We start from the raw sequence: 25523 nt of genomic DNA on the forward strand, positions 1-25523 counted from the left end.
GAATCGGCTATTACACCGATACCCCTTCAAGGTCATTTACCCGATCGATAGCGAGATGTCGATCTATCGGTGGAATTCGGGTCTTGTTCCCGCGCGGCGAGCTCGCCTACGGTCACCTCGTTCCTGGTGGTCAGCCGCCTAGTAGGGCCGCCACCCGGGATCTCCCGTCCCCCCACGTGAGGAATTCCGCCATGCCTGCAAAGGGTAAGCACCGTCGGCCGAAGCACTACCGGATCACCCGCAAGCTGGCGCTCGCCGGTACGGGTGGCGCGGCCCTCACTCTCCCGCTGATCGGTGCGACCACCGCCGGGGCCGCGGAGACGGCCGCCGCTCCCACGACGTATTCCGTGGTCGCGGGCGACACCCTTTCGGAGATCGCAGCGACGCATTCCGTGAGCGGCGGCTGGCAGCAGCTCTACGCGGCGAACCGGAGCGTCGTCGGTGACAACCCGTCGATCATCCGGCCCGGCATCAAGTTGAAGCTCGGCACCCAGGCGGGGACCGACCGCGCGAGCAGGTCCGCTGCCCGGACCACCCTCACGCCCGCTGCCAAGCCCGCGGCCAAGCCCGCCGCCGCCAAGCCCGCCACCGCCTACCCGAACAATCTCGACGGGTGGATCCGCGAGTCCCTCGCCGTCATGGCCGAGCACGGAATTCCCGGCTCCTACAACGGAATCCACCGCAATGTGATGCGGGAGTCCTCGGGCAATCCGCTGGCGATCAACAACTGGGACATCAATGCCCGCAACGGCATCCCGTCCAAGGGGCTGCTCCAGGTCATCGATCCGACCTTCCGCGCCTACCACGTGCCCGGCACCTCGACGAACTCCTACGACCCGGTCGCGAACATCACCGCCGCCTGCAACTACGCGGCCGCGCGCTACGGCTCGATCGACAACGTCAACGGGGCCTACTAGAAGCCGGGAAACCCCCGCGCCGGTTCACACCGGGCGACGCCGGGCGGCGCGGACGAGGATCCGCAGGGGCGCCGCCAGGCCGTAGCCGATGTCCCGGCGCAGGGCGGCGACCCCCGCCCGCTCCACGGCGGTCAGCTGGTGCGCCATCAGCTCCGTCATGGTCGCGATGACCGGACGCAGCCCGGGTTCGGCGAGGTCGCCGATGCCGTGGGCGGCGTCCAGGGCCGTGCGGGCCCGCCGGCACTCGGCGGCCAGGAGGGCGCGCACGGCCGGGGTGTCGCGGGCCCGTTCCAGGTCGGCGCGGGTGACGGAGTGCTCGTCGAGCCGGCTGCGCGGGATGCAGAGCCGGCCGTCCGCGAGGTCCCCGCAGAGGTCGGCGAGGAAGTCCACGCGCTGGGCGGCGTCGACGAACCGCCGCCAGCCCGCGGCCTGTTCCGGGTCGGGGCCGCCCTGGTACTGCAGTCCGGTGAAGACCAGCACCCCGGGCCACGCGTAGGCGTCGAGGTAGGCCTGGAAGTCCTCCTCCGCGGCGAAGCCGTCGAAGCCGGCCTCGGCCGTGGCGGCGCCCCGGAGGAAGCGGGAGACCCAGTGCGGCGGCAAGCCGCGGGAGTCCACCGCGTGCGCATAGGCCCGCAGGAGGGGATCGGGGCTGTCCCCGGACTCCAGGGCCGCCTCCACCCGCCCGGACAGCGCTGCGAGTCCGGCGGCCCGCTGCTGCGGGGTACCGGTCTCGGCGGTGTCGTCGACCAGGTTCATGAAGGCGAGACCCGCGGCGAGGGCGGGCACCAGCTGCGGCGCGGCGAGCAGCCGCAGCGCCAGGTACGGGGCGGGCTCGCGGCGGAGCACCCGGCGCGCGGCGCGGGTGTAGTCGTCGCGCAGCCGGGGGCCGGATATGCCGGCCCCCGTGAGGGTGGTGCGCCAACTGGGCATGGTCGTACTCCTGAACGCGTCGGACCGTACGTGCGTACGGGTAGACGATGTCAGAGCTTGGTGACCTTCTTGACCTTGCCGTCGATTCCGGCGAGCACGTAGCCGCCGCGACCGTACTCGTCACTGATGTAGGGCCGCATGCAGGGGACCTGGTCCATCATCCAGGGTTCGACGATCACGTAGGTCGAGGTCGGCTTCTCGACACCCAGGTCCTTCTTGGACTGCTCCAGCAGGCCGGGCAGCGCGTCCCAGTTGACGGCGGCCATGTCGATGAGCGGCTCGCCCTCCTCGACGGTGCCGTCCGGGCCCGTGCGCTTGGCGGCGCCGTCGCGGTACTGCCAGGCGTCGACGGTATCGGCGCCGGGGGCGGTGGGGATCGAGGCGAGGACGTAGCCCTCGTAGACCTTGAGGTCCACGAAGGTGGTGGTGCCGGTCTTCACCTTGAGCGCGTCCAGGGCGATCCGGATGTTCTGCGGGGTGAGCATGTTGCCGCGGGCCGTGTCGGTCTTCGAGGTGCTCGCCTTCGCACCGGGGGTGGCGGCCGCGGTACCGCCCGGAGTGGCGACGGCGGGCCGGGTGGCGCGGGAGTCGGCCGCGTCGTCGTCCCCGGAGTTCCCGTCGGGCATCAACTGCACGATCCCGACGACCGCGGCCGCCAGCACCACGGTCAGCGCGGCGCCGATCAGGGCCGGGCGCCTGCGCGCCGCGGGCGTCAGCGCGACGGGCGTGGTGGAGGCCGCGTAGGGGGAGGCCCCCTGGCCGTACGGCGGCGGGGTGGGCGATCCGTACGGGCCGCCGTACGGGCCGTACTGACCCGGGACACCGGGCGCGGCCGGCGCGGAAACGGGAGGCACGGAGACCACCGGCACGGAGACCACCGGCGCGGCGGCGACCGGCGCAGCGGCCACCGGCGCCGCGTAGCCGGATCCGAGAGCGGCGCTCGCGGCCCGGAGCAGTTGTTCCAGCTGAGCCCCGTCGGGCCGGGCGGCCGGGTCCCGTACGAGCAGCCGTTCCAGTACGGGCCCCAGCGGGCCGGAGCGCACGGGCGCCGGAATGGGCTCGTCGAGCACGGCGACGACCGTGGCCAGGCTGGTGGCCCGGCGCAGCGGGTTGGTCCCCTCGGCGGCCACGTAGAGGAGCATGCCGAGCGACCACAGGTCAGAGGCGGCCAACCCCTCCTCCCCGCGGACCCGCTCGGGTGCGATGTACTCCGGGGAGCCGATCAGCACACCGGTCGCGGTGAGTCCGGTGGAGTCGTGGAGCGCGGCGATGCCGAAGTCGGTCAGCACGGCCGACCCGTCGGGGCGGAGCAACACGTTGGCGGGCTTCACGTCGCGGTGGAGGATCCCCTCGGCGTGGGCGGCGCGCAGCGCGGACAGCACGTCGAGACCGAGCCGCACCACCTCGGCGGGCGGCATGGGGCCGGACTCGAGGCGGTCGTAGAGGGAACCGCCGCGGACCATCTCCATGACGATCCACGGGTGCCCGTCCGTGCCCTCCGCGGGCTCGACGATGTGGTGGATCGTCACCACGTGGGGGTGGGCGAGACGGGCGAGGGCGCGGGCCTCGCGGACGGCGCGTTCGCGCATCTGGTCCGCGAGGCCGGGCTGTGCGGCGGCGGTCGCCGGGTCCGGCGGGCGCACCTCCTTGAGCGCGACCTCACGATGGAGGGCGATGTCGCGAGCGCGCCACACCGTACCCATGCCCCCGCTGCCCAGGGGGGCGACCAGCTCGAAACGGCCGTCGATCAGCTGTCTGCCGGCCTCACTCGTATCCATGGCCGCTCATCGTAGGGGGCGGCCGGATCAGCAGTGTCGGCGGTCCACCGTGAGCGCGCCCTGGGCGGTGGCCACCGTCCGGTCGTAACACCCGCCCGGGGCTGCGGAACCGTACAACCGGTAGCGGGCGGACGTGGTGGCGACGGCGTGCCGCTGGTCGCGCGGGACGTTAGCGGTGTAGGTGGCGTCGCCCGTGTACCGGTCGTCGAGCCGGGAGCCGTCGACGGGCTTGCCGCCCCGCAGGGTGACGGTGTCGGCGCGGTCGCCGAGCGAGAGGACGGTGCGCAGCCGGTCGCCGGCGCCGAGGGTGGTCTCGCCGTCCATCGTGTAGGTGCGGTCGGTCCGCGTGGTGGTCGGCCCCCGCGTCACGCTCTCCTCGTCGGTCCAGGTGGCGGTGAGCGCGTCCTGGTTCTCGCCGTCGGTCCAGCGGTGCACGGAAGTGCCCCGGACGACGCGGGTGACGGTGGTGGCCACGCGACCGTGGGAGGTGTTCAGGTGTCCGGCGACCGTGAGCCGGTGTCCGCCCTCGGTGTCCAGGCGGTGCTGCGCGCCGGGGGCCGCGGGCGTCCAGCGGGAGCGGCCGGTCGGATCGCCCGGCTCGTACCGGGTCAGGGCGCCGGTGACGACCTCCCGGGCCTCGTCCTGCCAGAGCAGGAGGTTGGTGGGGGTGCTCCAACCGCTCTGTCCGGCGGGGACCCCGACGACGGAGACCTCGATGCGGTGCGGCCGGCCGTCGTTGAGGAGGGCGGCGTAGGGGGTGAGGTCGTAGCGGATCGGCTGGACGTCGAAGGCGCGCGGGCCGGGGGTGACGTACCAGAGGAAGGGGTTGGACCAGCCGCCGGTCCAGACGGTGGGGAACGGCGCGGCGATGCCGGCGAGCCGTCCGTCGACGGAGATCTGCACCTCGCGGTACGGGCCGTCGGCTGCCTTGCAGGAGTACGGGGCCGCGTCGGGGGTGGTCATGTACCAGTACTCCTCGCAGCCGCCGCCCGAGCCGGTGGCGTACACCTCGGCGAGGAGGCGCTCCGTGTTGCGCGGCGTGGTGACCGACGGGGAGGTGAGGGGCAGGACGCGGTCGGGGGTGTCCGGGGCCGGGTTGCGGCCGTCGGCAGCGTAGAAGGTCAGGGTCACCTTGACGTCGATGACGCCGGTGTACGTGTCGTTCACGACGTTGCCGATGAGCATCTCGACGGGCTGCGGGCGGGCGAGGGTATCGCGGTAGCGGGTGACGTCCTTCTGGACGGACCAGGTGATGCCGTCGGGCGAGGGCTGCGGGGTGGACGTGCGCAGGATCTCGACCCCGCCGAGGGAGAGGTGACCGAGCCGGTCGTACTGGCGGCCCTTGACCTTGCCGTCGAGGCGCAGGACCACCTTGGCCCAGCCGGTCGCGCCGCAGGCGGCGGGCGGTGCGTAACTGCCCCGGTAGGGCGTGAAGTCGCGGAACTGTGCCTCCGCGAGGGTCACCCGGCAGGACCGGGTCGCGGGCCGGGCGACGGGTGGGGCGGCCGTGAGGGGGTCGTGCCAGTCGGTGCCGAACTCGGCGGGCGGCGGGTCCGCGGCCGGGGTCCCGGCGGCGTACGCGGGTCCCGCGGCGGCCAGGGTGGCGGCGGTCAGCGCGATCGCGCCGAGCAGGCCGGTGATCCTGTGTCGTCTCATGGGCCCGCAGTGAAACCCGGCCCGCCGGGGCCGGGCCAGGGCCGGTGCTCCGCCCCTGGCCGGTTCTGGACCGCACCGGGCCCCGCCGGATTCGCCGGCTCCGGTCAGGACGTCAGCGGGGCAGGACGTCCACGCCGTCGTCGTCCGCGTGGACGGTGTCCCCGGCGCGGAAAGTGACGTCGCCGATGGTCACGGGCTCGTCGACCGCGCCGTCACCGGTCTTGCCGCTCTTGCGGGGAACCGTGCCGAGCGCCTTGATGCCGAGGTCGAGCCCGCCGAGGGCGACGCTGTCGCGGACCGAGCCATTGACGATCAGGCCGGCCCAGCCGTTGGCCTCGGCCGCGCCCGCGATGAGGTCGCCGACGAGGGCGGTGCGGGGCAAACCGCCGCCGTCCACGACGAGGACAGCGCCCTCCCCCGGCGTGTGGAGGAGGGTGCGCAGCAGCGCGTTGTCCTCGTGGCAGCGCACGGTCCGTACGGGACCGGCGAACAGCCTGCGGCCGCCGAACTGGCGGAACCCGGTGGCGCAGATGGCCAGGAACTCGCCGTACTCGTCGTACAAGTCGGCTGTGGGGACGGGGGTGACGCTCATCTGGCTACCGGTTTCCTCGCTGCTCGTGCGCGTACGTCGCGGTGGTGCGGCCAGCGTAATCCGCCGGTGGTCCGGCGCGGCGGGGCGTCTCGCACCTGCGGTGCGGGCGGCCCGAATCGGCTGGAACGTGCCGGGCTGGCGGGCGGCTCCGGGTGGTGGTGGGGACCGGACCGGACCGCGTGCGGCCGGGTCAGTTCCGGGAGTTGCCGAAGAGGATGCGGTAGCCGATCAGCAGGACCAGTGAGCCCGCGATGGCGGAGCCCCAGGTGGCGAGGTCGAAGAACTCGGTCTGAATAGGCTTGTCCAGGACCTTCGCCGACAGCCAGCCGCCGATGAAGGCGCCGGCGACGCCGATGAGGGTGGTCCCGATCAGGCCACCGGGGTCACGGCCGGGCAGCAGGACCTTGGCGATGCCCCCGGCCAGCAGTCCCAGGATGATCCAGCTGACGATCCCCATGTCCAGTCACTCCGCTTCGGTCGTTCGGGTGTTCTCCTGGGAGGACGCGCCCGCCGGCGGATCGGTTCACCGCCGCTCAGACCGCCACGCGGCCGGCCGCTACGGGGAGCTCGGCGCCCGTGACGGGGCCGGTGCCCGGACCCGCGCCGGCGGAGGGCGTCCGGGTGAGCAGGACCACCCCGCGCGCCGCCAGGAAGGCTCCGGCGCCGGCCAGCAGCAGTCCCGGCACTCCGCCCTGCAGTCGTTCGCCGAGCAGGACCATGCCGATGGCGGCCGCGGCCAGCGGGTTGGCGAGGTTCACCACGGCCAGCGGGGCGCCGAGACCGCCGCGGTAGGCCCGTTGTGACAGGAGCATCCCGCCGACGGCGAACACCATGACGAGCAGGGCCACGGAGACGACCCGGACGCTGAGCAGGGCTCCGCCGCGACCGGCCGCCACGGCCACCGTCTGGGTCAGGGCGGAGGCCGCCGCGGAGGCCAGCCCGGAGGCGGTCGCGTGGCGCAGCCCCGAGCGCGGGTCCTTGTCCGCGGTCAGCATCATGATCACGGCGAGGGTCGCGCCGGAGACGGCCAGCGCCTCGATCAGCGTGAGGGTGTCGTCGGGGGCCGGTCCGGAGGCCGGGAGCAGCAGCAGGCCGAGACCGGCGACGGTGGCCAGGGTGCCCCGCCATTCGGTGGCCGCCACCCGGCGGCCGGACCGCCGCGCCCCCAGCGGGACGGCGGCCACCAGGGTGAGCGCGCCGAGCGGCTGCACGAGGGTGAGGGGGCCGTAGCGCAGGGCCGCCGCGTGCAGCAGCGCGGCGGCGGCGTTCAGCCCCGCCGACCACCACCAAGCCCCGGAGCCCAGCAGGGCCTTGGCGGTGCGCGCGACGGCGGCCCGGGCGAGCCGTTCCTGGGCGACGGCGGCGGCTGCGTAGGCCACGGCCGAAGCCAGGCAGAGCCCGACGGCGAGGGTGGTGTCGTTCATCGTCGGGCTCCTACGGCCGAGTCCGCGCTCCGCGGGCGCGGCAGGCTTCGTACGGGGACGTCCTGGTCGGGCTCCGGACCCGTTCGCGCGTCCGGGCCCCGGCCCCGGTCCGGATCGGGATCGCTCGTGCGCGGCTTGGGGACGAGCAGCAGGGCCGCCCACAGCAGGAGGGCGGCCACGACGGCGTCGAGCCAGTAGTGGTTGGCGGTGCCGACTATCACGAGCAGGGTCAGCAGCGGGTGCAGCAGCCACAGGAAGCGCCACCGCGAGGAGGTGGCGGCGATCACGCCGAGCGCCAGCATCAGCGCCCAGCCGAAGTGCAGTGAGGGCATGGCGGCGAACTGGTTCGCCAGGGTGTCCTCGGCCGGTGCGGCCTTGTAGACGGTGGGCCCGTAGACCTGGGCGGTGTCGATGAGCCCCGCGGCGTCGAGGAGTCGCGGGGGCGCGAGCGGGAAGGCCAGGTGCAGGACGAGGGCGGCACCGGTGAGTCCGGCGAGTACGCGGCGCGTCCACAGGTAGTGGGCGGGGCGCCGGACGTAGAGCCAGATCAGGAAGAGCGCGGTCGCGGGGAAGTGGACGACCGCGTAGTAGGTGTTCGCGGTGGTGACGAGGGCGTCCCCGTGCAGCAGCAACCGCTGTACCGCGCCCTCGCCGGGCAGGTGCAGGAAGCGCTCGGCGTCCCAGGTGCGCGCCGCGTTGCGGAAGGCCTCGTCCGTGCGGTCGGTCGAGAGCAACCGGCCCGCCTTGTAGACGGCGAAGAAGCCCACGACGAGCAGCAGCTCGCGTATGAGGCGGCGCGCGGCTCTCGGTCCGGCTGCCGGCCCGGCAGGTGTGGTGTGGGAGCTCATCCCCCGGTCTCTCTTCCTGTTTACGCGCACAGCGACACGCCAGTGTATCGATACATTGGCGTATCGATACGCTGGTGTACCGATACGGTCGCGTTCCCGTACACTTCCGTAGTGGAACCCGCAGCCGAGGCGCCCCGAGGAGAGCCGCATCCATGACGTCGACGCCGCCCCCCGCCCGCCGCTCCAAGATCACCCCGGAGCGTGAGCAGGAGTTCTACGACGCCGTCCTGGAGCAGCTGCGCGAGTACGGCTACGAGGCCCTGACCATGGAGGGCGTTGCCGCCCGGGCCAGCTGCGGCAAGTCGACGCTCTACCGGCAGTGGAAGACCAAGCCCCAGCTCGTCGCCGCCGCCCTGCGCGCGGGCCGCCGCGGCACCCTCGTCGCCGTGGACACCGGGTCACTGGCCGGCGACCTGCGCGAGGCGGCCCGGATCGCGGCCGGCACCTCCGGCAGGGACACCCGACTGACACAGGCCCTCGGGCACGCCGTGCTCAGCGACGAGGAACTCCAGGCCGCGCTGCGCGAGGCACTGGTCGAGCCGGAGCTGGCCGCGTTCGCCGAGATGGTCGGACGGGCCGTGGCGCGCGGTGAGATCGCCGCGGACCATCCGGCCGTGGAGTTCCTGCCCGCCCAGCTGATGGGCGTCCTGCGGATCCGGCCGGTACTGGAGGGGCGGTACGCGGACGCCGACTACCTGGTCCGGTTCGTGGACGCCGTGATGCTCCCGTCCCTGGGCCTCGCACCGTCCCGCCCCACCGGCCCCCCGGCCGAGCGGACCCCCTGAACCGGCGGGCCGCCGTCCTGATGACCTGACGGCGACCTGCCCGCGCTGCCTCGTGGGGACGGCGGCAGCGCGCCACCCGGACCGGGCGGCGGCCACTCACCCCAGGAGTGGCCGCCGTCCGATCCGTGCGGCTCCGCACCGGCCCGGACGGCCGACTTCAGCGGGGCGCGCCCATGGTCCGGGCGAACGCCTCCGGGTCGGCTTCGAAGCCGTGCAGTCGCAGGTCGAAGGACCAGGGCCCCGAGGCGTCTCGGGTGAATTCGGCGACGGTGGCCGCGGTGGCGGCGGTCACGGCCGCGAAGTCGCCCTGGGCGAGATCGGTGTGGCCCTCGCGGATCCGGAACCCGGCGCCGCCGATGTCGGCGAAGGTCTTCACGGGGCCCGCGCCGCCGGCTTCGGCGTTCTGGATGACCACGCCGACCACCACTCGGCTCGACCCCGGCGCGATCCGGTGCAGCTCGATGGTCATCACCTCGTCGAAGCCGAAGCCCTGGCCGGTGTGGCTGTCCCGGTTCAAGGTGATGGTCCCGTCCGGCGACCGGCTGCCGAAGTGCACGAGCTGGACGGGCGTCCCGTGGAGGTCACCGGCGCCGTAGACCGCGGCGACTATGTCGAGGTCGTTCGCGGGCGTGCCCGTCGGGCTCGGGTCCCACCGCAGGGCGAACTCCACCTTGGCCAGGCCCTTGCGTACACCGGTCACCGAACTCCCCCTTCGTTCACGGGCATTGCCCGTCCATGATCCCACGACCCCTCCGGCCCGGCCCGAACAACCGCACGCTTCCGGCCATTTCGGCCGGTTCGGCGATCCGGTCCGGCCGCCGTCGCCCACCCTCGCGCCGAAAGGGAGATTCCCCCGGTCGGACGGAAGCGCGTGCATACCGGATTCGGACAGCCCACACGGTACGGACAAAAGGGATTTGCACCCTTTCGCCCCATAGCGACGCATTGCCGTCCCGTCACTCCGGACCCGTTTTCGCGCCGCCCCTTTCCCCCGTTGCGACCTGCACCAACCGCACGATCGACGACTGTCCGGATCGTTATCCTCAAGTTTTGCTCAAATCTAGTGACGATAAGCCGTTCTGCTTCCTAGCTTCCTCGTACACGCGTCCAGACGTCCCCCACGTTCGCGCGGTTCCAGGCGCCATCGGCAATCCCGTGACGCGTCCCGCGTTCCCCAGGAAAGAGTGCAGCATGAAGGTTCCCCAGGCCGGTGCGGTCGCCGCAGTGATCGCGATCGCCCTGACCGCCTCCGGGTGCGGCGTCTTCGACGATGGGGACCAGGGGGACGGGACCCTCGCCATCGGCATCAAGTTCGACCAGCCCGGCATAGGCCTGCGGGAGACCGACGGCACCTACTCCGGATTCGACGTCGACGTCGCCACCTATGTGGCCAAGGAGCTCGGCTACAAGTCGGACAAGATCGAATTCAAGCAGGTCTACAGCAACGACCGCGAACTGCTGCTCCAGTACAACGAGGTCAAGTTCGTCGTCGCGAGCTATTCGATCAACGAGAAGCGCAAGGAGAAGGTCGACTTCGCGGGCCCGTACTTCGTCGCGCACCAGGACCTGATGACGCGCGCCGGCGACGCTTCGATCACCAAGGCCGAGGACCTCAATACGAAGAGCCTGTGCTCGGTCTCCGGCTCCACCTCGGCCGAGAACCTCCGCAAGAACCTCGCCCCCAAGGCGGGCCTGCTGGAAATGGGCGGCTACTCGGACTGCGTCGTCGCGCTCCAGGAGAGCCGCGTGGACGCCATGACCACCGACAACTCCATCCTGGCCGGGTACGCCGCCCGGAAGGGCAACGAGAACAAGTTCAAGCTCCTCGGCCAGAGCCTGAGCAACGAGAACTACGGCATCGGCGTCAAGAAGGGCAACAAGGAGCTCCAGGGCAAGATCAACGACGCGCTGAAGAAGATGGTCGCCGACGGCTCCTGGGAGGCGGCCGTGAAGAAAAACTTCGGCGAGAACTACCGGTACGAGCCGGCTCCGGCGATCATCCCCGTGAGCTGACGCCCGCCGACACGACCCGACGGCCGTGACCCCTCGTAGGGGGTCACGGCCGCCCGTGTGATCCGTGATCCGGCTCAGGCCACCGGGGCCTTGCCGCGCAGCACCGTCAGGAACTCCCGCATCCAACGGGAGTGGTCGGGCCAGGCCCGGGCCGAGACCAGGGTGCCGTCGACAACGGTCTCGGAGTCCTCGAACTCGGCCCCGGCCGCCTTCATGTCCAGTTCCAGCGCCGGGTACGCGGTCACCCGGCGGCCGGCCAGGCCCCCGGCCGCGGCCGTGATGAGCGGGCCGTGGCAGATCTGGGCGATCGGCCTGTCGGACTCCGCGAAGGCGGCCAGGATCCGGCGCACTTCGGGGTCGTTGCGCAGGTACTCCGGCGCCCGGCCGCCCGGGACGACCAGGGCCGCGTAGTCGTCGGTGACGACGTCGGCGAAGGCCAGGTCGGCGGGCCAGGTGTAGCCGGGCTTCTCGGTGTAGGTGTCGAAGCCCTCCTCGAAGTCGTGGACCACGAACCGCAACTTCTTCACCTGCGGCGCCGCGATGTGGACCTCGTACCCCTCCTCGCGCAGGCGCTGGTACGGATACAGGACCTCCAGCGATTCGGCCGCGTCGCCGGTCACGATGAGGATCTTCACTGCCATGGGCTGCTCCAGATGGGGCTGGTCACGGTCGCTGCGGCCCCGCCGGGGGCCACCGCTACCCTGCCCGCGGCGCGCGGCCGGCACACACGAAGATCACCCAGTCCCGACACATGGTCTTCATCTGTTCGGCACATGACAATGTGACCCTCGCACTGCCACTGACACTCCGCCAATTCCCCGGGCGGGGACGGTGCGTATGGAGAGGTACCCCCCACCCGATGAGAATCTCGCGCCTGACCCCCTGGGCTGCCGGCCTCGCCGCCGTCGCCCTGGTCGCCGTACCGGCGGCCGCGTCCGCCGGCCAGCAGCGCCCGGCCACCCCGCAGAACCCGACGGTCGCCGCGGCGGACCCGTACGCGGACTACTACGCCGGCGCCCAGGGCAAGACCGGGCCCGCGCTGAAGACCGCCCTGCACGACATCATCAAGACCCAGTCCAAGGTGACCTACGAGGGCGTGTGGAACGCCCTGAAGGTCACCGACGAGGACCCGGCGAACCCCAACAACGTCATCCTGGTCTACTCCGGCCGCTCCCAGTCCAAGGCGACGAACGGCGGCGGGGTCAACGACTGGAACCGCGAGCACGTCTGGGCCAAGAGCCACGGCGACTTCGGCACCGCCACCGGCCCGGGCACCGACCTGCACCACCTGCGCCCGGAGGACGTCACCGTCAACAGCACCCGGGGCAACAAGGACTTCGACAAGGGCGGCAGCCCGGTCGGCGAGGCGCCCGGCAGCCTGACCGACGCCAACTCCTTCGAGCCGCGCGACGCGGTCAAGGGCGACGTGGCGCGGATGCTGCTGTACATGGCCGTCCGCTACGACGGTGGTGACGGCTTCGCGAACCTGGAGCTGAACGACAAGGTCAACAACGGTTCCGCTCCCGCGATGGGCCGGATCAGCCTGCTGAAGCAGTGGAACCAGATGGACCCGCCGGACGCCTTCGAGCAGCGCCGCAACCAGGTCATATTCGACCGGTACCAGCACAACCGCAACCCGTTCATCGACCACCCGGAGTGGGTCAACTCCATCTGGTGACCGGGGCCCGCAGTCACGGCGTCCTCCGGGGTTGGGCCGCGTCAGGCAGGGTATTCCCCTGGCCAGAGGCTGCGACCCGCGCCCGACGGCAGCAGCCGGCGGAGGTACGCCGTGATGGACGGAGCCGGACTCTCCGATCGCGAGCAGCGCGCCCTCTCCGCGATCGAGGCCGAACTCAAGGGTGACCGTTCCCTCGACCGGATCCTGCGGTCCGCCACGTCCCACCGGCGTCACCGCACCGTGGCCGCCTGGCTGCTCGGTGCGGCGGCGGCGGTGCTGTTCGTGGCGGCCTCGGTCACCGTCTCCCGGCTTTTGATCTGGGTCTTCGCCGCCGTCTGGACGTCTGCGGTGATCCTGGCGCTGCCGCTGGTCGGTCAGTGGCTCCGGCGCCGACGTGCGCGCGTCGACCGCACGGGGCGGCCGTAGGACCGGTCAGAGCCGGTCGGCGAGGGCCTTGAAGTCGGACCAGGGCAGCTGGGGCGTCCGCGCGTCCCACACCTTCTGGGAGAGCGCGGCCAGCGGAGCCTGGATGCCCGCGGCCACCTGGGCCTGGGTCTGGGCGCCCGCCAGGTCGCTCCAGACGGCGAGGCGACCGCCCAGGATCTGCGGCCCGTACGAGGCCGGGACGGGAGTCGTGCCGCGCAGTACGAGCGGGGTCCACTGCTCGTAGATCCGCTTCCCCGTGGGGTACGTGAACTGGTTGGGCTCCCCCAGCACGTAGTAGAGGTACTCGTCGTTGAGGTTGACGAGCTTGCGGCCCTCGCGCAGGTACTCCAGCGGCGGCCGGGCGCCGTTCTCCTTGCCGGTCCAGTACTCGACTTGGATGTCCTTGGCGGCGCTCGTCACCCCGCCCGCGAAGAACCCGTCGTTCCAGGCCTTGAGCGCCTTCCCCGACGGCCGGACCACGGCGGCGCGGTCGTTCAGCCAGCCCGTCGCCAGGTCCTGGACCCGCGCCGAGGGCCCGTACCGCTGCTGGGCGGCGCGGGCGAGCTGGGGGAAGGAGGCCTGCGGGTCCCGGTAGACCAGCGCCTGGTACTCGTCGGCGCCCAGGTGCCAGGCCCCGCCGGGGAAGAGCGGAAGGTACTCGCGCAGCAGGTCGTCGACCAGCTTGGCGGAGGCCGGGTTGGATATGTCCACGGCGCCCTTGACCGCCCGCCCCTGCGTGTCGCGCAGCTGCAGGTCGGGGTGGGCGCGCAGGACCGCGCCGAGGTGACCGGGCGAATCGATCTCGGGAACCACCGTGATGTGCAGCCGGGCGGCGAGCGCGTTGATCTCGCGGACCTGGGCCTTGGTCAGGTGCGGGGTGGAGACGATCTCGGGGTGCGTGTCGGACTGGATGCGGAAGGCCTGGTCGTCGGAGAAGTGCAGGCCGAGCTGGTTGAGCTTGAGGTCGGCCATTTCGCGCAGTCGGTCCTCGATCCAGTCCGGGCTGAAGTGCTTGCGGGCTATGTCGAGGTTGAGGCCGCGCTGCGGTTTGGCGGGGGCGTCGCGCACGGTGCCCTCGGGAGCCGAACCGGCGCCCTTCACCGCCTGCTTGAGGGTGCGGGTGCCGTAGAAGACCCCGGCCTGGTCGGGGCCGTTGATCCGGACGCGGCCGTCCTTGACGACCATGGTGTACGACTCGGGTCCACCCGGGGCCCCCGCGTCCAGGGACAGTTCCACGTCACCGGCGCGCGGCGCCGCCGACGCCCCGTACCCGATGCGCAGTTCACCGGCGAGCAGCTCGGCCTCGTCGGAGAGCGCTGCGGTGTCGTCCGGGGCGACGACCACGCGGGCATCGGGGGTGGGCTTCCAGCCGGGCCCGCGGGCGGGCTCGTGCTCCCGTACCGCCGGGATGGTGCGCGGGGCCGTGGACAGGGGGTGGGACGGGGTCGGAGCGGGGGTGGGGGCGGCCTCGGCCGGGACCGCCGCCGTCGTGGCGGGGCCGGTGGAGGAACCCGGGGCACTGGGGGCGCGCGCCTCGTCGGAGGCCGCCGTACAGCCCGGGAGGGCAAGGGTGACCAGCGCGGCGACCGTTGCCGTCGCGATGGTGCGGAACCTCTCATGCCGTCTCGGTGTGCTCATCATGTGCCCGTGTCCCCCGTACCAACGTGGCACGGAGGACACGGACGCGCGACCCGACGGCCCAAGGCCGGACCCGGCGCTCTCGGACGGGTGCCTGCGCACGGGGCAGGGGGCGGATCAGTGGTGGGCGGGGACGGCCGTGGTCGCCTCGGGTGCGCCGGCCGCCACGACCGTGCCCCGGTCGCCGTGGGTCGCGCGCCGTGCCGTACGGCGCTCCAGCGCGCCGGAGGCGAGGGCGAGCACCAGCGCGGAGGCGGCCAGCGCCGCGCCGACCCAGTTGGGGGCGGTCCAGCCGAGGCCGGCGGCGATCACCAGCCCGCCGAGCCAGGCGGCGAGGGCGTTGCCGAGGTTGAAGGCGCCGATGTTGACGGCCGAGGCCAGGGTGGGCGCCCCGGCGGCCTGGTCCAGGACGCGCTTTTGGAGCGGCGGGACGGTGGCGAAGCCGAGGGCGCCGATCAGTACGAGGGTGAGCGCCGCGCCGGCCTTGGTGTGGGCGGTGAGGGTGAAGACGGCGAGCGTGACGGCCAGGGCGCCCAGGGCCACGTACAGCATCGGCATCAGCGCGCGGTCGGCGTACCGGCCGCCGATGAGGTTGCCGGCGACCATGCCCAGACCGAAGAGGACGAGGAGCCAGGTGACGGAGGTATCGGCGAAGCCGGCGACGTCGGTCATCATCGGGGTGATGTAGGTGATCGCGGCGAAGACGCCGCCGAAGCCGAGGACGGTCATCGCCATCGCGAGCAGCACCTGGACGTTGCGGAAGGCTGCGAGCTCGCGGCGGATCCGCACCCCGCCCTCGGGTCGGGGCAGCTCGGGTACCAGCCGGGCGATGCCGAGCAGACCGACGACGCCGAGCGCGGCGACGATCAGGAAGGTGACGCGCCAGCCGAGGGTCTGGCCGACGAACGTACCGAGGGGGACGCCGACGACGTTGGCGACCGTCAGTCCGGTGAACATCATGGCGATCGCGCCGGCCTTCTTCTCGGGGGCGACGAGTTCGGCGGCGACGACGGCGCCGATGCCGAAGAAGGCGCCGTGGGCGAGTGAGGCGACGACGCGGCCGGCGAGCATGACGCCGAAGACGGGGGCGAGGGCGGAGAGCACGTTGCCCGCGATGAAGAGGCCCATGAGCAGCATCAGCATGCGCTTGCGGGGAATGCGGGTGCCGAGCACGGTCATGAGGGGCGCGCCGAGGACGACGCCGAGGGCGTAGCCGGTGACCAGGAAGCCCGCGGTGGGGATCGAGACCCCGTACGTGCCGGCGACCTCGGGGAGCAGGCCCATGATCACGAATTCGGTGGTGCCGATCCCGAAGGCCCCGACGGCGAGGGCGAGGAGTGCGAGGGGCATGGGAGAGGTGTCTTTCAGGGGAGGAGGTGGTGCCGGGTGCGGCAGTACGACGGCTTGATCGCGATCGGGGGCGATTGATGCAGTCGCCGCTTTCGTGCGTCCAACGTTAATTGCAGACGCGGGATATTTGCAAGCGCGGGCTATTGCGCACGTGGACTATCCTGGTGGTCCCACACCCAGCCCCGGACGCTTCGACGGAGGAGCCATGACGGCCACGGACAGCGCGCTCACTGCCCTTTCCCAGGGCTGGTGCGCCCTCTCCCTCCTGCACGGGCGGATCGAGGCGCACATCGAACGGGCCCTGCAGGCCGGCCACGGCCTGAGCGTGCGCGAGTACTCGCTGCTCGACGTCCTCAGCCGCCAGCACAACGGCCCGGGCGGTCACCTGCGGATGCACCAGGTCGCCGACTCGGTGGTGCTCAGCCAGAGCGCGACAACCCGGCTGGTGAGCAGGTTGGAGGACCGCGGCCTGCTGAACCGCTACATCTGCGCCACCGACCGGCGGGGCATCTACACCGATGTCAGTGAGGCGGGCCTGACCCTGCTGGCCGCGGCCCGCCCCACCAACGACAGCGCCCTGCGCGAGGCCCTGGACGAGGCCTCGCACATCCCTGAACTCGCCCCGCTGGTCACGGCGGTGGAGAACCTCCGGGGCTGACCGGCGGCCCCGCCGGACGGCTCAGCGCGGGGTGGGGCTCGGCGGGGGCGAGGAGGTGACGATGCCTCCCCGCGCGGCGGACGGGCTCGCCGACGGGGGCTCCGACCCAGATGCCCGGGGCGAGGCCGGGACCGACGGGGACGGGCTGACCGACCCGGTGGGGGGCGAGGACACGGACGGGGTCCGCCGCCCGGATGCGGAGGGCTGCGGGGCGGGTGACGTCGGGTCCTGCGGGGACGGGCCCGGGGCCGTGATCCGCGGCGGGGTGGCCGGCAGCCCCGGCCCGGGCGGCGGATCCGGGGCGAGCAGGAGGTACCCGATCCCGGCGGCCGCTGCCGCCGCCAGGCCCGCCAGCGGCAGCGCGAACCGCCGCAGCCCGGCCATCGGCAGCCGTCCCGGGTGCGTCCCCGGCGGCTCCGCGGGCCGCAGGCTGCGGACGTCGATGCTGTCCGCGCGCGCGTCGAGGGCCTGCCGCAGCCGGCGCTCGACGGGGCGCTCGGCGAGCCGTTCGCCGTCACACGTCATATCCGTCCCTCCAGAATCCGTTCCAGGGCGTCCAGGCCGCGGCTCGCGTTGGACTTCACCGCTCCCCGGCTGATCCCGAGGGTGGCCGCGATCTCCGCTTCGCTGAGATCGGCCCAATACCGCAGCACCAGCACCTGACGGCGGCGCGGCGTGAGCCGGCCGAGGGCCGCGAGCACCTCGCGGTACGCCTCGTCCAGGACCACGTGGTCCTCTGCGGACGGTATGTCGGCAGCCGCGGGCGGGGTCCAGGCCCGGACGGTGCGCCGACGGCGCAGCACCGAGCGCGAGGTGTTGACCACCGCGGTGCGCAGGTAGCCCAACGCGTTGTCGACCTCGGTGATCTGCTCCCCGTGCCGCCGGTAGAGGGCGGTGAAGGCGTCCTGGACCACGTCCTCGGCGGTGGCCAGGTCGTCGACGAGCAGCACCGCGAGCCGGACCATCCGCAAACGGTGCGCGTGGTAGAGCTCGCTGACGGTGGGCGGCCGCTGGTCGCCGTGGCCCGTGCGGTCATGGGGCCAGGGCGACGAGGAGCCGTACGGGGACCCGTACGAGGAGTCGTACGACCGCGGGGAGGCCGGCGGGGCGGAACGTTCCCGGCGCAGCAACGACCAAAGGCCCCGCCACGCCCGGCCGAAGCCGGGCGTGAGGGGGCCGACGGGTGGAGCGAGTTGGAGCACGGGGTTCCTCAGCTGTTCGCGCGGCGCCGCACGGCGTACAGGGCTCCCGCGCCGGCGAGGACCAGAACCGTGGCCCCCGCCCCCATGGCGATGGTCGTCGCCGAGGAGCCAGTATGCGCGAGCTCCGCCGCGCCGGGTGCGGCCGGTGCGGCAGGTGCGGCGCCGGGCTCGGAGGGGGAAGCGCTGGGCCGGGCGTCCGAGGGAGCCGACGGACGGGCGCTGGGCGCGGCGCTCGGGGACGCGCTCGGCGCGTCCGAGCCCGCGCTCGGCGGGGTGCTCACCGAGGGGGAGGGCTTGGGACCGCCCGCGGTGGGCGACGCACTGGCCGGCACGCTGACCGACGGGGAGGGCGCGGCCGAGCCGCCGCTCGCGGCGAAGGCGGGACCGGCGAGGGCGACGGCCAGCACGGCGGCGGCAGTGGTGACGGCCGTCCGACGGAAGGCCGGGGGGACGCGCTTGGGGTTCTTCACGGTGGTTCTCCACGGTCGGGTCGAGGACGCGGTTCTGCGCCCTTCACCCCCGCACGACGCGCGACCCCCCGGGAGGTTGCCGCCGTTCCGGAAAAACTTTCCGACCGGTTTCCGGCGGCCCGTCCGGGACCCCATTCAGGGCCGTGGCCAGGGTGGCGATGCCCTCTTCGATCTCTCCGGCCGAGCCCGCCGCGTAGCCGAGGATCAGGCCCGGCGGGCCGGGCCGGACCCGGTGCCAGGACAGCGGGTGGGTCTTGACCCCCAGGGCCAGGGCCGCCGAGGCCAGGGCCGTGTCGTCGAAGCCGGCGCCGTCGAAGGTGACCATCAGGTGCAGACCGGCCGCTGCGCCGTGCACCCGGGCGCCGGGCAACAGCTCGGCGATGGCCCGGAGCATGGCGTCGCGGCGGCGACGGTGGCGGCGCCGGACGAAGCGCAGGTGCCGTTCCAGTTCGCCCGAGTCCATCAGTCGGGCGAGGACCAACTGGGCGAGGACCGGATTGCCGAGGTCGGCGTAGCGCTTGGCGGCGGTCACGGCGTCGCGCAGGCGCGGCGGGACCAGCAGCCAGCCCAGGCGCAGGGCGGGGGCGAGCAGCTTGGACACGCTGCCGGCGTAGCAGACCGCCTCGGGCAGCAGGGCGCGCAGCGCGGGGACGGGGGCCCGGTCGTAGCGGTGCTCGGCGTCGTAGTCGTCCTCGATGACCAGTCCCCCGGCGGCCGCCCAGCCGAGCAGGTCGCGGCGGCGTTCGCCGTCGAGGACGACCCCGGTCGGGAACTGGTGCGCCGGGGTGAGCAGGACGGCCCCCGCCCCGCTCGCCCGCAGTGCGGCCACGTCCAGCCCGGCCTCGTCCACCGGTACGGGAACCGTTTCCATTCGCCCGTACTCCAGTTGCTGCCGGGCACCGAGCGAGCCCGGGTCCTCCACCGCGATCCGGTGGACGCCTTCCTCCCGCAGGACGTGTGCCAGCAGCGCCAGCGCCTGGGCGACGCCCGCGACGACGACCACCTCGTCGGGGTCGGCCCGGATCCCCCGGTTCCGGGCCAGCCAGCCGACGACCGCCCCGCGCAGTGCGGACGCGCCCTGGGGGTTCCCGTATCCGAAGTCGGCCGGGGTGAGCGAGGCGAGGACCCGGCGCTCTGCCTGTAGCCAAGCCGTGCGCGGGAAGGCGGTGAGGTCGGGGACCCCGGGTGACAGGTCGATCCGGCACGACACGGCGCGCAGGGCGTCGACGAGCCCGCCGCGCTCCGGTGGGCGGGAGGCAGTGGCCACCGGTAGTGGGGCGGCGACGACCACGGTGCCGCCGCGGCCCCGGCCGCTGACCTGGCCGGTCTCGGCGAGCCGCTGGTAGGCCTCGGTGACGAGCCCCCGGGAGACGCGCAGTTCGGCGGCGAGGACCCGGCTGGCCGGGAGCCGGCTGCCGATCGGAAGGGTGCCGTCGGCGATGGCTGCGCGGAGCCGGCCCGCCAGCCATTCGGTGCGGCCGCCCGGCGGGGCCTGGCCGACGTCGAGCTGGAGGAAGTCCGAGCCGCTCGGGCTTTTGGACCCCTGGGTATCGCCTTCATTGGACCTGCTCATGGGGCCATTGTGGGGTCACGCTGGATCTCATGCAGACACGGCCCGCTTCCAACGCCGCCCCTTCGCCCGCTTCGACCACGGCCTCCGCCTCGACCACCGCCTCTGCCCCTCCCGCCGGATCCACCGGGTTCCGTGACCTGGTTCCGGGAATCGTCGGGATGGCACTGGTCGGTAGTAGCGTCACGGTCTCGCGGGCGCTCGTCGACGCCCCGCTGTTCGCCACCCAGGCCGTCCGGTACGCGGCCGCCGCGCTGCTGCTGTTCGGTCTGGCCCGGGTCGCCCGCGTGCCGATCCACCGGCCGCGGGGACGGGAGTGGCTGTGGCTGGCGGGGATCGCGGCGACCGGGCTGGTGCTGTTCAACGTGGCCGTGGTCCGCGGGGTCGCGCACGCCGAACCGGCCGTCATCGCCGTCGCGGTGGCCTCCGTACCGATCCTGTTGGGTCTGCTCGGACCCGTCCTGGAAGGGCGGCGGCCCAGCCGTCGGGTGCTGCTGGCGGCTCCGGTGGTGGTGGCCGGAGCCGTCCTGGTCGAGGGAACGGGGCGGACGGACGCCGCGGGAGTGGCCTGGGCGACCCTCGCGCTGGGCTGCGAGGCCGCCTTCACCCTGCTCGCGGTGCCGGTGCTGCGCCGGCACAGGGCGTGGGGGGTGTCCGTGCACGCGGTGTGGTTGGGCGCGCTGATGCTGGCGGGGCTCGCGGTCGTCTTCGATGGCCCGGCCGGGCCGTTCTCGCTGGGGCGGGCCCAGTGGGCGGCCGTCGGCTACCTCGCCGTCATGGTGACGGCGGTGGCCTTCCTGCTCTGGTACCGCACGGTGGCCGCCGTCGGCGCCGGCCGCGCCGGCCTGTTGGCCGGGATCGCACCCCTGGCCGCGGCCGGCGCGGGGGTCCTCACGGGCAGCGGGGTCCCGGGCCCGGCCGTGTGGCTCGGCCTGCTGGTGGTGATCGTGGGGCTGGCCGCGGGCCTGCGGCCCGACCGCGCCCCGCAGTCGGGCGCACGGGCACCGCGGCGCAGCCGGGACCGCTCCGGCAGGCCCTGAGCACGACCCTGCGGTGCAGGCCCGTCCGCCGGCGGCCCGGCCGCGCCCGGGCCGCCTCCTTCGGATCGTGCCGGGCCCGCGACTCCCGACGGGATCCGGCAGGGACGACCTACGCCGCCGGCGTGAAGTCCGCGGTCAGCAGCTCCAGCTCGCGCACCGCGGCTTCGACGTCGTAGGTCCGCAGGACGGGCTCGCGTGACGGGTCCTGCGGCCAGACGTCCCAAACCCAGTACTCCGGCCTCCGGTCCGGGGCCTTGAAGTCGTCGTAGCAGTACACGATGCAAGGGCCCAGGGTTTCGGCGGTCTCGAAATCGGAGCTCGTCCGCAGGCGCAGGGAGTTGTGGCTGGAGAAGGGGAAGAAGCGCGCGAGCGTACTGGCCCGGGCCGTGCGCCACAGCAGTTCCACGACCGGAGGAACCCAGGAGTTGATGGACCGGCAATGGCTGTCGGTCCGCGACGCGTGCCGGATGCGCACGTCCCACGCGGGGGCCGGCTCCGTCATGAACCCACGCTCCGGCGCGCGTAACAGAAGAGGTGCTCCTCCGGGACCGCCCGGGCGTCGGCGGGCTGGAAGTGCGCGGTGTGGTGGTGCAGCACCTCCAGGCCCAGGTCGGCGAGCCGGGCCAGGTGGTCCGCCGTGGAGAGGCTGCTAACGGTGACCTCGTGGCCCATCCACTCGATGTCCAGGCCCCGGATGTCCCCCGGCACCGTGGCCATCACGAAGTACCCGCCGGGCGCGACCCAGGACGCCATGCGGTCCAGTGCCCCCGCGACCTCCGGCTGGTCCATCACCAGCAGCGGGAAGAAGGAGCAGACCGCGTCGAAGCCGGCCCGCTCGGGCGTGTAGGTCCGTACGTCGGCCTGCTCGAAGCGGGCCTGCGGGACTCGGGCGCGGGCCAGTTCGACCATGGCCGACGAGACGTCGATGCCGGTGACGGCGCAGCCGGCCCGCACCAGCGCCTCGGCGGTGGGCCGTCCCGTACCGCTTCCGACGTCCAACACCCGTGCCCCGGAAGGCAGTCGGCCGGTGAGCCAGTCAAGGGCCGCCAGTTGGCCGGGAACCCGCCCGAACACCTCCTCGTAGCGCTCCCCCAGCGCGTCGAACACCTCTGCCGCCGACTTGCGTTGACTCATCGGGCCGCCCCTTCGTCTTCGGAGCACCACCGTACTGGCGCGGTGCCGTGACGGGCGACGTCCCCCGTTAGGATCTGAGGCCAGTGATCACCAAGGGAGCCCCATGTCCAACACCGACGACGCCGTGCTGAGACCGCTCGGTCCGGAGGATCCGCAGGAGATTTCCGGGTACCGGCTGCTCGCGAAGATCGGCGAAGGCGGTATGGGTTCCGTCTACCTCTCGCGGACCCGGGGGAACCAGCCGGTCGCCCTGAAGGTCATCCGCCGCGAGTTCGCCCAGGAACAGGACTTCCGGGTCCGCTTCGAACGCGAGGTGCAGGCCGCCCGCCGCGTGCAGGGCTACCACATCGTGCCGGTGCTCGACCACGACACCAGTGGTGAACAGCCTTGGCTGGCGACCGCGTTCGTGCCGGGCCTGGCGCTCGACGACGCTCTCGCCGCGCACGGCCCGCTGCCGCTGCCCGCGGTGTTCCAGCTGATCGGCTGCACGGCGCAGGCCCTGCACTCCGTCCACGCCGCCTCGGTGGTGCACCGCGACCTCAAGCCGAGCAACATCCTGCTCGGTTCGAACGGCCCGTGGGTGATCGACTTCGGTATCGCGCGGGCCACCGACACCACCCAGCTGACGCGCAACGGCGGGTTCGTCGGGACCCCGCAGTACATGTCCCCCGAGCACGCGCTCGGCCGGACGGTCACGCCGGCGACCGACGTCTTCGCACTGGGTCTGATCGCGGCGGTCGTGGCCACCGGCCGCCACCCGTACGGCGACGGCGCGGGCCTCTCGATCGCCGCCGCGATAGCCAACACCCCGCAGCAGGCCCCGGACCTGAGCGGCTACCCGGAGCCCCTGCGCCAACTGCTGGAGCGCTGCCTGCACTCCGATGCCGCGCAGCGACCCGGCCCGGCCGAGCTCGCCGAGTGGTGCGGCCGCGTCGCGGGCCGGGCACTGCGCGACTTCGACGGCTGGCTTCCCGAGCCGCTGACCGAGGAGATCGCGCGGCGCGAGCGGTCGGCCGAGGCCCAAGCCCAGGCCCAGGTTCCGACTCCCTCCCGGGCGCCTGCGCAGGCCCCGCCCCCGCCGGCCTACACACCGACCGTGGCTCCGGGGCCCACCCCGCCCGCGTACGCGCCCGCGCAGGCGCCCGCGCAGGCGCCCGGGCCGGTTGCCATGGCGTACGCGCCGACCCAGGGACCGGTGGGCGGCCACCCGGGGTACGGCGCGCCCGCCGCCCCCGCCCCGGCCCCCGCCTACGCCGCGGCGGCCGCGCCCGCCGCGCCCTCCCCCGCGCGCCGGAGCCGCGTGCCCCTGGCCGTCGGCGCGGGCGTCCTGGCGGTCGCTCTCGCCGCGGGCGGTACCTGGTACGTCACGCGCGAGGACGGCAAGGGCGACGACCGGCAGACCGCGGGCGGGAGCAAGGAGAAGACGGCGGAGGCGCCGAAGGACGTGGCCCCGGCGGCGCAGGGCGGCGGCGCCACCCCCACACCCCAGGCGTCCGGCCGCACCTACACCGTGGTGTTCAAGGACAAGCCCGTCAAGTTCCTGGCGCCCAGGGAATTCGGCAAGATCAACGTGGTCGACCTCGACTTCCCCAAGGTGGCTCCGTTCGCCGACATCGGCTACAACGACCGGGAGCTGGCCATGGGCTACGACGACGTCCAGAGCGGAACCCCGTTCGGCAAGAGCAAGGGCGCGACCCCCGAGCAGTGCGAGACCGGGGCCGCCACCGATCCGATTCCGGAAAGGCTGCCGCAGTCGGACCTCGGCGGCGCGGACAGCGCCATCGTCCAGGGCGACCTGCTGTGCACCGTCACCACGAAGGGCAATCTCGCCATGGTCAAGATCGTCAGTGTCGAGCCCTCGACGGACAGGGTCTACAAGGTCCCGACGTACCTCACCGAAGTGACCCTCTGGAAGCGGTAGGCGCGACCGCGGGCTCGGCGTGAGCACGACGGGCCGGACCAGCTCACCGACAGCGGCGCTCCTTCACACTTCACACGGAACGTTCCATGCAGACCAGCCGGTCCCGTTCGTCCCAGGACCCGGTGACGGTGAATCCGAGTCGTTCGTACAGGGCGATCGCACCGGCCCGCCACTGCCACACCGAGAGCCGCACCGCGCTGAGGCCGCTCTCCTCGGCATGGGCCAGCGCAGCGCCGACGAGACGGCGGGCGATGCCCAGCCCGCGGAACTCCGGGTCCGTCCAGAGCCGCTTGACCTCGGACCGGCCGTCCACGGAGGCCGCCATCACCAGGCAGCCCACCGCGGCGTCCCGGACCGAGGCTAGGAACACGGCGTCGCCGGCGAAGGCCACCTGCGGATCCGTGATCTCCGTGCGGTAGCGGTCGGGCAGCCCCTCCACGCCGGCTACGGACTCGCCCTTCTCCTCCTGCGTGCGCAGGTGGTAGGCGGCCAGCAGTTCGGCCAGCCCGTCCCGGGCGGAGAGGGCGCGCCCCGGCCGGCGGAGGACGACGACCTCGTGTGGTTCGGTCATGCAGGCAGCATCGCATCCCGGGGCGCGGCCCGGGCGGCCGGGGCGGGAGGGGCGGCCGGGGCGGGAGGAGTCAGGTCGAGGCGGGGACGAGCACCACGGCCGTTCCGTACGCACACACCTCGGTCCCGACGTCCTGGGCGTCGGTGACGTCGAAGCGCATCATCAGCACGGCGTTGCCGCCGCGTGCCTTCGCCTGTTCGATGAGCCGGTCCATGGCCTGGTTCCGGGTCTCCACCAGGGTCTTGGTGAGGCCCTTCAGTTCACCGCCGATCATCGACTTCAGGCCCGCGCCGATCTGGCTGCCCAGGTGGCGGGAGCGGACGGTGAGGCCGAAGACCTCGCCGATGACGCGCTCGACCCGGTAGCCGGGGACGTCGTTGGTCGTCACGACGAGGACGCCCGTCTCGTGCGCGCCGGCGCCGCCGCCGTAGTCATCGATACCCATGGCACCCACTGTCGCCCGGGCCGCCACCGCCCGCACCCCGGGCCGCGCGAGCGGGGCGCGAGCCGGGCGCGAGCCGGGCGCGGGGGCGGGTTCGGGCGGGCGCCCGGGCGTGTCTCCTCACCGGGGAAGCCGCCGCGCCACACGATCTCGCCGAGCACCGGAAGCCTGCACGGATCCGGGCCGGCGCCGGACGTGTACCCACGTACACCCACGTACGCCCACGCGCACATCAACCCCCTGCGTACCTATCAGGTTGTACGGCGCCACCTACCTGAGTGGTACTCCGGCCTCATCCCCTGGATGGGCGCGGGCGGTGACGGCGGGCCCGTAGATTTTCCTCCGCCGGCTCAGCCGCCGGCACCGCCCTGTCCCCCCCGGGGCCCGCTGCGCGGCCGCGCCCGTTCGGGGGCGGGCACGGCCGTGCACTCCACTCGGGCAAATTGGTCATATTGGGTTAAACGGCGGTGAGCCACCGGG

At 73.1% G+C, this 25523-nt stretch carries 27 protein-coding genes; 8 read left to right on the forward strand and 19 right to left on the reverse strand.

Annotated features, from left to right (window positions below; all coding sequences use genetic code 11):
- Nucleotides 1–191 precede the first annotated feature (191 nt).
- The gene (locus OG207_RS02670) at nt 192–917 is read left to right on the forward strand and encodes a transglycosylase SLT domain-containing protein (RefSeq protein ID WP_329095490.1); all 726 of its coding nucleotides are present in this window, start codon (nt 192–194) and stop codon (nt 915–917) included.
- 24 nt (nt 918–941) lie between these two features.
- Here the strand turns inward: OG207_RS02670 and OG207_RS02675 are convergent, their stop codons facing one another.
- The 7 genes from OG207_RS02675 to OG207_RS02705 all read right to left on the reverse strand — a co-directional run bounded on the left by OG207_RS02675 (nt 942) and on the right by OG207_RS02705 (nt 8145).
- Complete coding sequence (locus OG207_RS02675; protein ID WP_329095492.1) at nt 942–1847, reverse strand: phytoene/squalene synthase family protein; 906 nt, start codon at nt 1845–1847, stop codon at nt 942–944.
- Nucleotides 1848–1897: 50 nt separating this feature from the next.
- Nucleotides 1898–3625 (reverse strand): serine/threonine-protein kinase, encoded by a 1728-nt coding sequence (locus OG207_RS02680; protein WP_329095494.1) that lies wholly within the window; start codon nt 3623–3625, stop codon nt 1898–1900.
- Between the two features lie 27 nt (nt 3626–3652).
- On the reverse strand, nt 3653–5281 hold the full coding sequence (locus OG207_RS02685) for a peptide-N4-asparagine amidase (protein ID WP_329095496.1): 1629 nt from the start codon (nt 5279–5281) through the stop codon (nt 3653–3655).
- Between the two features lie 112 nt (nt 5282–5393).
- Nucleotides 5394–5873, reverse strand: coding sequence for a ribonuclease E activity regulator RraA (gene rraA / locus OG207_RS02690; RefSeq protein WP_329095498.1), 480 nt, complete (start codon nt 5871–5873; stop codon nt 5394–5396).
- Nucleotides 5874–6063: 190 nt separating this feature from the next.
- Nucleotides 6064–6330, reverse strand: a complete 267-nt coding sequence (locus OG207_RS02695) for a GlsB/YeaQ/YmgE family stress response membrane protein (protein ID WP_189744401.1) — start codon at nt 6328–6330, stop codon at nt 6064–6066.
- A 76-nt stretch (nt 6331–6406) separates the two neighbouring features.
- Nucleotides 6407–7297: a DMT family transporter gene (locus tag OG207_RS02700; RefSeq protein WP_329095500.1), complete on the reverse strand. Its 891-nt coding sequence runs from the start codon at nt 7295–7297 to the stop codon at nt 6407–6409.
- Nucleotides 7294–8145 carry a phosphatase PAP2 family protein gene (locus OG207_RS02705; protein WP_329095502.1) on the reverse strand — a complete coding sequence of 284 codons (852 nt, stop codon included), beginning with the start codon at nt 8143–8145 and terminating at the stop codon, nt 7294–7296. Before OG207_RS02705 ends, OG207_RS02700 begins: the two co-directional genes overlap by 4 nt.
- A gap of 152 nt (nt 8146–8297) precedes the next feature.
- Here OG207_RS02705 and OG207_RS02710 point away from each other — a divergent pair, with 152 nt between their 5' ends.
- Nucleotides 8298–8930 carry a TetR/AcrR family transcriptional regulator gene (locus OG207_RS02710; RefSeq protein WP_329095504.1) on the forward strand — a complete coding sequence of 211 codons (633 nt, stop codon included), beginning with the start codon at nt 8298–8300 and terminating at the stop codon, nt 8928–8930.
- A gap of 157 nt (nt 8931–9087) precedes the next feature.
- Here OG207_RS02710 and OG207_RS02715 read toward each other — a convergent pair whose 3' ends face one another.
- Nucleotides 9088–9630 carry a TerD family protein gene (locus tag OG207_RS02715; protein WP_329095506.1) on the reverse strand — a complete coding sequence of 181 codons (543 nt, stop codon included), beginning with the start codon at nt 9628–9630 and terminating at the stop codon, nt 9088–9090.
- 491 nt (nt 9631–10121) lie between these two features.
- On the opposite strand from OG207_RS02715, the gene OG207_RS02720 reads away from it, so the two are divergent.
- Nucleotides 10122–10943: a glutamate ABC transporter substrate-binding protein gene (locus OG207_RS02720; RefSeq protein ID WP_329095508.1), complete on the forward strand. Its 822-nt coding sequence runs from the start codon at nt 10122–10124 to the stop codon at nt 10941–10943.
- Between the two features lie 74 nt (nt 10944–11017).
- Here the strand turns inward: OG207_RS02720 and OG207_RS02725 are convergent, their stop codons facing one another.
- The gene (locus OG207_RS02725) at nt 11018–11584 is read right to left on the reverse strand and encodes a DJ-1/PfpI family protein (RefSeq protein ID WP_329095510.1); all 567 of its coding nucleotides are present in this window, start codon (nt 11582–11584) and stop codon (nt 11018–11020) included.
- Nucleotides 11585–11802: 218 nt separating this feature from the next.
- Between OG207_RS02725 and OG207_RS02730 the strand changes: the two genes are divergently transcribed.
- Nucleotides 11803–12621: an endonuclease I family protein gene (locus OG207_RS02730; protein WP_329095512.1), complete on the forward strand. Its 819-nt coding sequence runs from the start codon at nt 11803–11805 to the stop codon at nt 12619–12621.
- A gap of 114 nt (nt 12622–12735) precedes the next feature.
- Nucleotides 12736–13047, forward strand: a complete 312-nt coding sequence (locus tag OG207_RS02735) for a DUF3040 domain-containing protein (protein ID WP_329095514.1) — start codon at nt 12736–12738, stop codon at nt 13045–13047.
- Between the two features lie 6 nt (nt 13048–13053).
- Here OG207_RS02735 and OG207_RS02740 read toward each other — a convergent pair whose 3' ends face one another.
- Both OG207_RS02740 and OG207_RS02745 read right to left on the reverse strand, forming a co-directional pair.
- Nucleotides 13054–14685 carry a beta-N-acetylhexosaminidase gene (locus tag OG207_RS02740; RefSeq protein WP_329107405.1) on the reverse strand — a complete coding sequence of 544 codons (1632 nt, stop codon included), beginning with the start codon at nt 14683–14685 and terminating at the stop codon, nt 13054–13056.
- 117 nt (nt 14686–14802) lie between these two features.
- Nucleotides 14803–16035 (reverse strand): MFS transporter, encoded by a 1233-nt coding sequence (locus tag OG207_RS02745; RefSeq protein ID WP_329095516.1) that lies wholly within the window; start codon nt 16033–16035, stop codon nt 14803–14805.
- Between the two features lie 205 nt (nt 16036–16240).
- Between OG207_RS02745 and OG207_RS02750 the strand changes: the two genes are divergently transcribed.
- Complete coding sequence (locus OG207_RS02750) at nt 16241–16693, forward strand: MarR family winged helix-turn-helix transcriptional regulator (RefSeq protein WP_329095518.1); 453 nt, start codon at nt 16241–16243, stop codon at nt 16691–16693.
- A gap of 21 nt (nt 16694–16714) precedes the next feature.
- On the opposite strand, the gene OG207_RS02755 is transcribed toward OG207_RS02750, so the two are convergent.
- The 4 genes from OG207_RS02755 to pdxR are packed head-to-tail and all read right to left on the reverse strand — an operon-like array spanning nt 16715 to nt 19938.
- On the reverse strand, nt 16715–17218 hold the full coding sequence (locus OG207_RS02755; protein ID WP_329095519.1) for a hypothetical protein: 504 nt from the start codon (nt 17216–17218) through the stop codon (nt 16715–16717).
- Nucleotides 17215–17895, reverse strand: coding sequence for an RNA polymerase sigma factor (locus OG207_RS02760; RefSeq protein WP_329095521.1), 681 nt, complete (start codon nt 17893–17895; stop codon nt 17215–17217). Before OG207_RS02760 ends, OG207_RS02755 begins: the two co-directional genes overlap by 4 nt.
- An 8-nt stretch (nt 17896–17903) precedes the next feature.
- Nucleotides 17904–18365: an LAETG motif-containing sortase-dependent surface protein gene (locus tag OG207_RS02765; RefSeq protein WP_329095523.1), complete on the reverse strand. Its 462-nt coding sequence runs from the start codon at nt 18363–18365 to the stop codon at nt 17904–17906.
- Between the two features lie 43 nt (nt 18366–18408).
- On the reverse strand, nt 18409–19938 hold the full coding sequence (gene pdxR, locus OG207_RS02770) for a MocR-like pyridoxine biosynthesis transcription factor PdxR (protein ID WP_329095525.1): 1530 nt from the start codon (nt 19936–19938) through the stop codon (nt 18409–18411).
- Nucleotides 19939–19967: 29 nt separating this feature from the next.
- Here pdxR and OG207_RS02775 point away from each other — a divergent pair, with 29 nt between their 5' ends.
- Nucleotides 19968–20975, forward strand: a complete 1008-nt coding sequence (locus OG207_RS02775; RefSeq protein WP_329095527.1) for a DMT family transporter — start codon at nt 19968–19970, stop codon at nt 20973–20975.
- A gap of 109 nt (nt 20976–21084) precedes the next feature.
- On the opposite strand, the gene OG207_RS02780 is transcribed toward OG207_RS02775, so the two are convergent.
- Nucleotides 21085–21477 carry a hypothetical protein gene (locus OG207_RS02780; RefSeq protein ID WP_329095529.1) on the reverse strand — a complete coding sequence of 131 codons (393 nt, stop codon included), beginning with the start codon at nt 21475–21477 and terminating at the stop codon, nt 21085–21087.
- Nucleotides 21474–22109, reverse strand: coding sequence for a class I SAM-dependent methyltransferase (locus OG207_RS02785; protein ID WP_329095532.1), 636 nt, complete (start codon nt 22107–22109; stop codon nt 21474–21476). The genes OG207_RS02780 and OG207_RS02785 overlap by 4 nt, the downstream gene beginning before the upstream one ends.
- A gap of 103 nt (nt 22110–22212) precedes the next feature.
- On the opposite strand from OG207_RS02785, the gene OG207_RS02790 reads away from it, so the two are divergent.
- Nucleotides 22213–24030, forward strand: coding sequence for a serine/threonine-protein kinase (locus OG207_RS02790; protein ID WP_329095534.1), 1818 nt, complete (start codon nt 22213–22215; stop codon nt 24028–24030).
- Nucleotides 24031–24100: 70 nt separating this feature from the next.
- On the opposite strand, the gene OG207_RS02795 is transcribed toward OG207_RS02790, so the two are convergent.
- The gene (locus tag OG207_RS02795; protein ID WP_329095536.1) at nt 24101–24601 is read right to left on the reverse strand and encodes a GNAT family N-acetyltransferase; all 501 of its coding nucleotides are present in this window, start codon (nt 24599–24601) and stop codon (nt 24101–24103) included.
- A 70-nt stretch (nt 24602–24671) separates the two neighbouring features.
- On the reverse strand, nt 24672–25046 hold the full coding sequence (locus OG207_RS02800; protein ID WP_266607592.1) for a YbjQ family protein: 375 nt from the start codon (nt 25044–25046) through the stop codon (nt 24672–24674).
- Nucleotides 25047–25523: the final 477 nt, after the last annotated feature.

The organism is Streptomyces sp. NBC_01439, from assembly GCF_036227605.1.
Classification (GTDB): Bacteria; Actinomycetota; Actinomycetes; order Streptomycetales; family Streptomycetaceae; genus Streptomyces.

Coding starts and splice junctions, on each gene's coding strand:
- OG207_RS02670 (WP_329095490.1), top strand. CDS start 192: ATGCCTGCAAAGGGTAAGCACCGTCGGCCGAAGCACTACCGGATCACC.
- OG207_RS02675 (WP_329095492.1), bottom strand. CDS start 1,847: ATGCCCAGTTGGCGCACCACCCTCACGGGGGCCGGCATATCCGGCCCC.
- OG207_RS02680 (WP_329095494.1), bottom strand. CDS start 3,625: ATGGATACGAGTGAGGCCGGCAGACAGCTGATCGACGGCCGTTTCGAG.
- OG207_RS02685 (WP_329095496.1), bottom strand. CDS start 5,281: ATGAGACGACACAGGATCACCGGCCTGCTCGGCGCGATCGCGCTGACC.
- rraA (WP_329095498.1), bottom strand. CDS start 5,873: ATGAGCGTCACCCCCGTCCCCACAGCCGACTTGTACGACGAGTACGGC.
- OG207_RS02695 (WP_189744401.1), bottom strand. CDS start 6,330: ATGGGGATCGTCAGCTGGATCATCCTGGGACTGCTGGCCGGGGGCATC.
- OG207_RS02700 (WP_329095500.1), bottom strand. CDS start 7,297: ATGAACGACACCACCCTCGCCGTCGGGCTCTGCCTGGCTTCGGCCGTG.
- OG207_RS02705 (WP_329095502.1), bottom strand. CDS start 8,145: ATGAGCTCCCACACCACACCTGCCGGGCCGGCAGCCGGACCGAGAGCC.
- OG207_RS02710 (WP_329095504.1), top strand. CDS start 8,298: ATGACGTCGACGCCGCCCCCCGCCCGCCGCTCCAAGATCACCCCGGAG.
- OG207_RS02720 (WP_329095508.1), top strand. CDS start 10,122: ATGAAGGTTCCCCAGGCCGGTGCGGTCGCCGCAGTGATCGCGATCGCC.
- OG207_RS02725 (WP_329095510.1), bottom strand. CDS start 11,584: ATGGCAGTGAAGATCCTCATCGTGACCGGCGACGCGGCCGAATCGCTG.
- OG207_RS02730 (WP_329095512.1), top strand. CDS start 11,803: ATGAGAATCTCGCGCCTGACCCCCTGGGCTGCCGGCCTCGCCGCCGTC.
- OG207_RS02735 (WP_329095514.1), top strand. CDS start 12,736: ATGGACGGAGCCGGACTCTCCGATCGCGAGCAGCGCGCCCTCTCCGCG.
- OG207_RS02740 (WP_329107405.1), bottom strand. CDS start 14,685: ATGAGCACACCGAGACGGCATGAGAGGTTCCGCACCATCGCGACGGCA.
- OG207_RS02745 (WP_329095516.1), bottom strand. CDS start 16,035: ATGCCCCTCGCACTCCTCGCCCTCGCCGTCGGGGCCTTCGGGATCGGC.
- OG207_RS02750 (WP_329095518.1), top strand. CDS start 16,241: ATGACGGCCACGGACAGCGCGCTCACTGCCCTTTCCCAGGGCTGGTGC.
- OG207_RS02755 (WP_329095519.1), bottom strand. CDS start 17,218: ATGACGTGTGACGGCGAACGGCTCGCCGAGCGCCCCGTCGAGCGCCGG.
- pdxR (WP_329095525.1), bottom strand. CDS start 19,938: ATGAGCAGGTCCAATGAAGGCGATACCCAGGGGTCCAAAAGCCCGAGC.
- OG207_RS02775 (WP_329095527.1), top strand. CDS start 19,968: ATGCAGACACGGCCCGCTTCCAACGCCGCCCCTTCGCCCGCTTCGACC.
- OG207_RS02780 (WP_329095529.1), bottom strand. CDS start 21,477: ATGACGGAGCCGGCCCCCGCGTGGGACGTGCGCATCCGGCACGCGTCG.
- OG207_RS02785 (WP_329095532.1), bottom strand. CDS start 22,109: ATGAGTCAACGCAAGTCGGCGGCAGAGGTGTTCGACGCGCTGGGGGAG.
- OG207_RS02790 (WP_329095534.1), top strand. CDS start 22,213: ATGTCCAACACCGACGACGCCGTGCTGAGACCGCTCGGTCCGGAGGAT.
- OG207_RS02795 (WP_329095536.1), bottom strand. CDS start 24,601: ATGACCGAACCACACGAGGTCGTCGTCCTCCGCCGGCCGGGGCGCGCC.
- OG207_RS02800 (WP_266607592.1), bottom strand. CDS start 25,046: ATGGGTATCGATGACTACGGCGGCGGCGCCGGCGCGCACGAGACGGGC.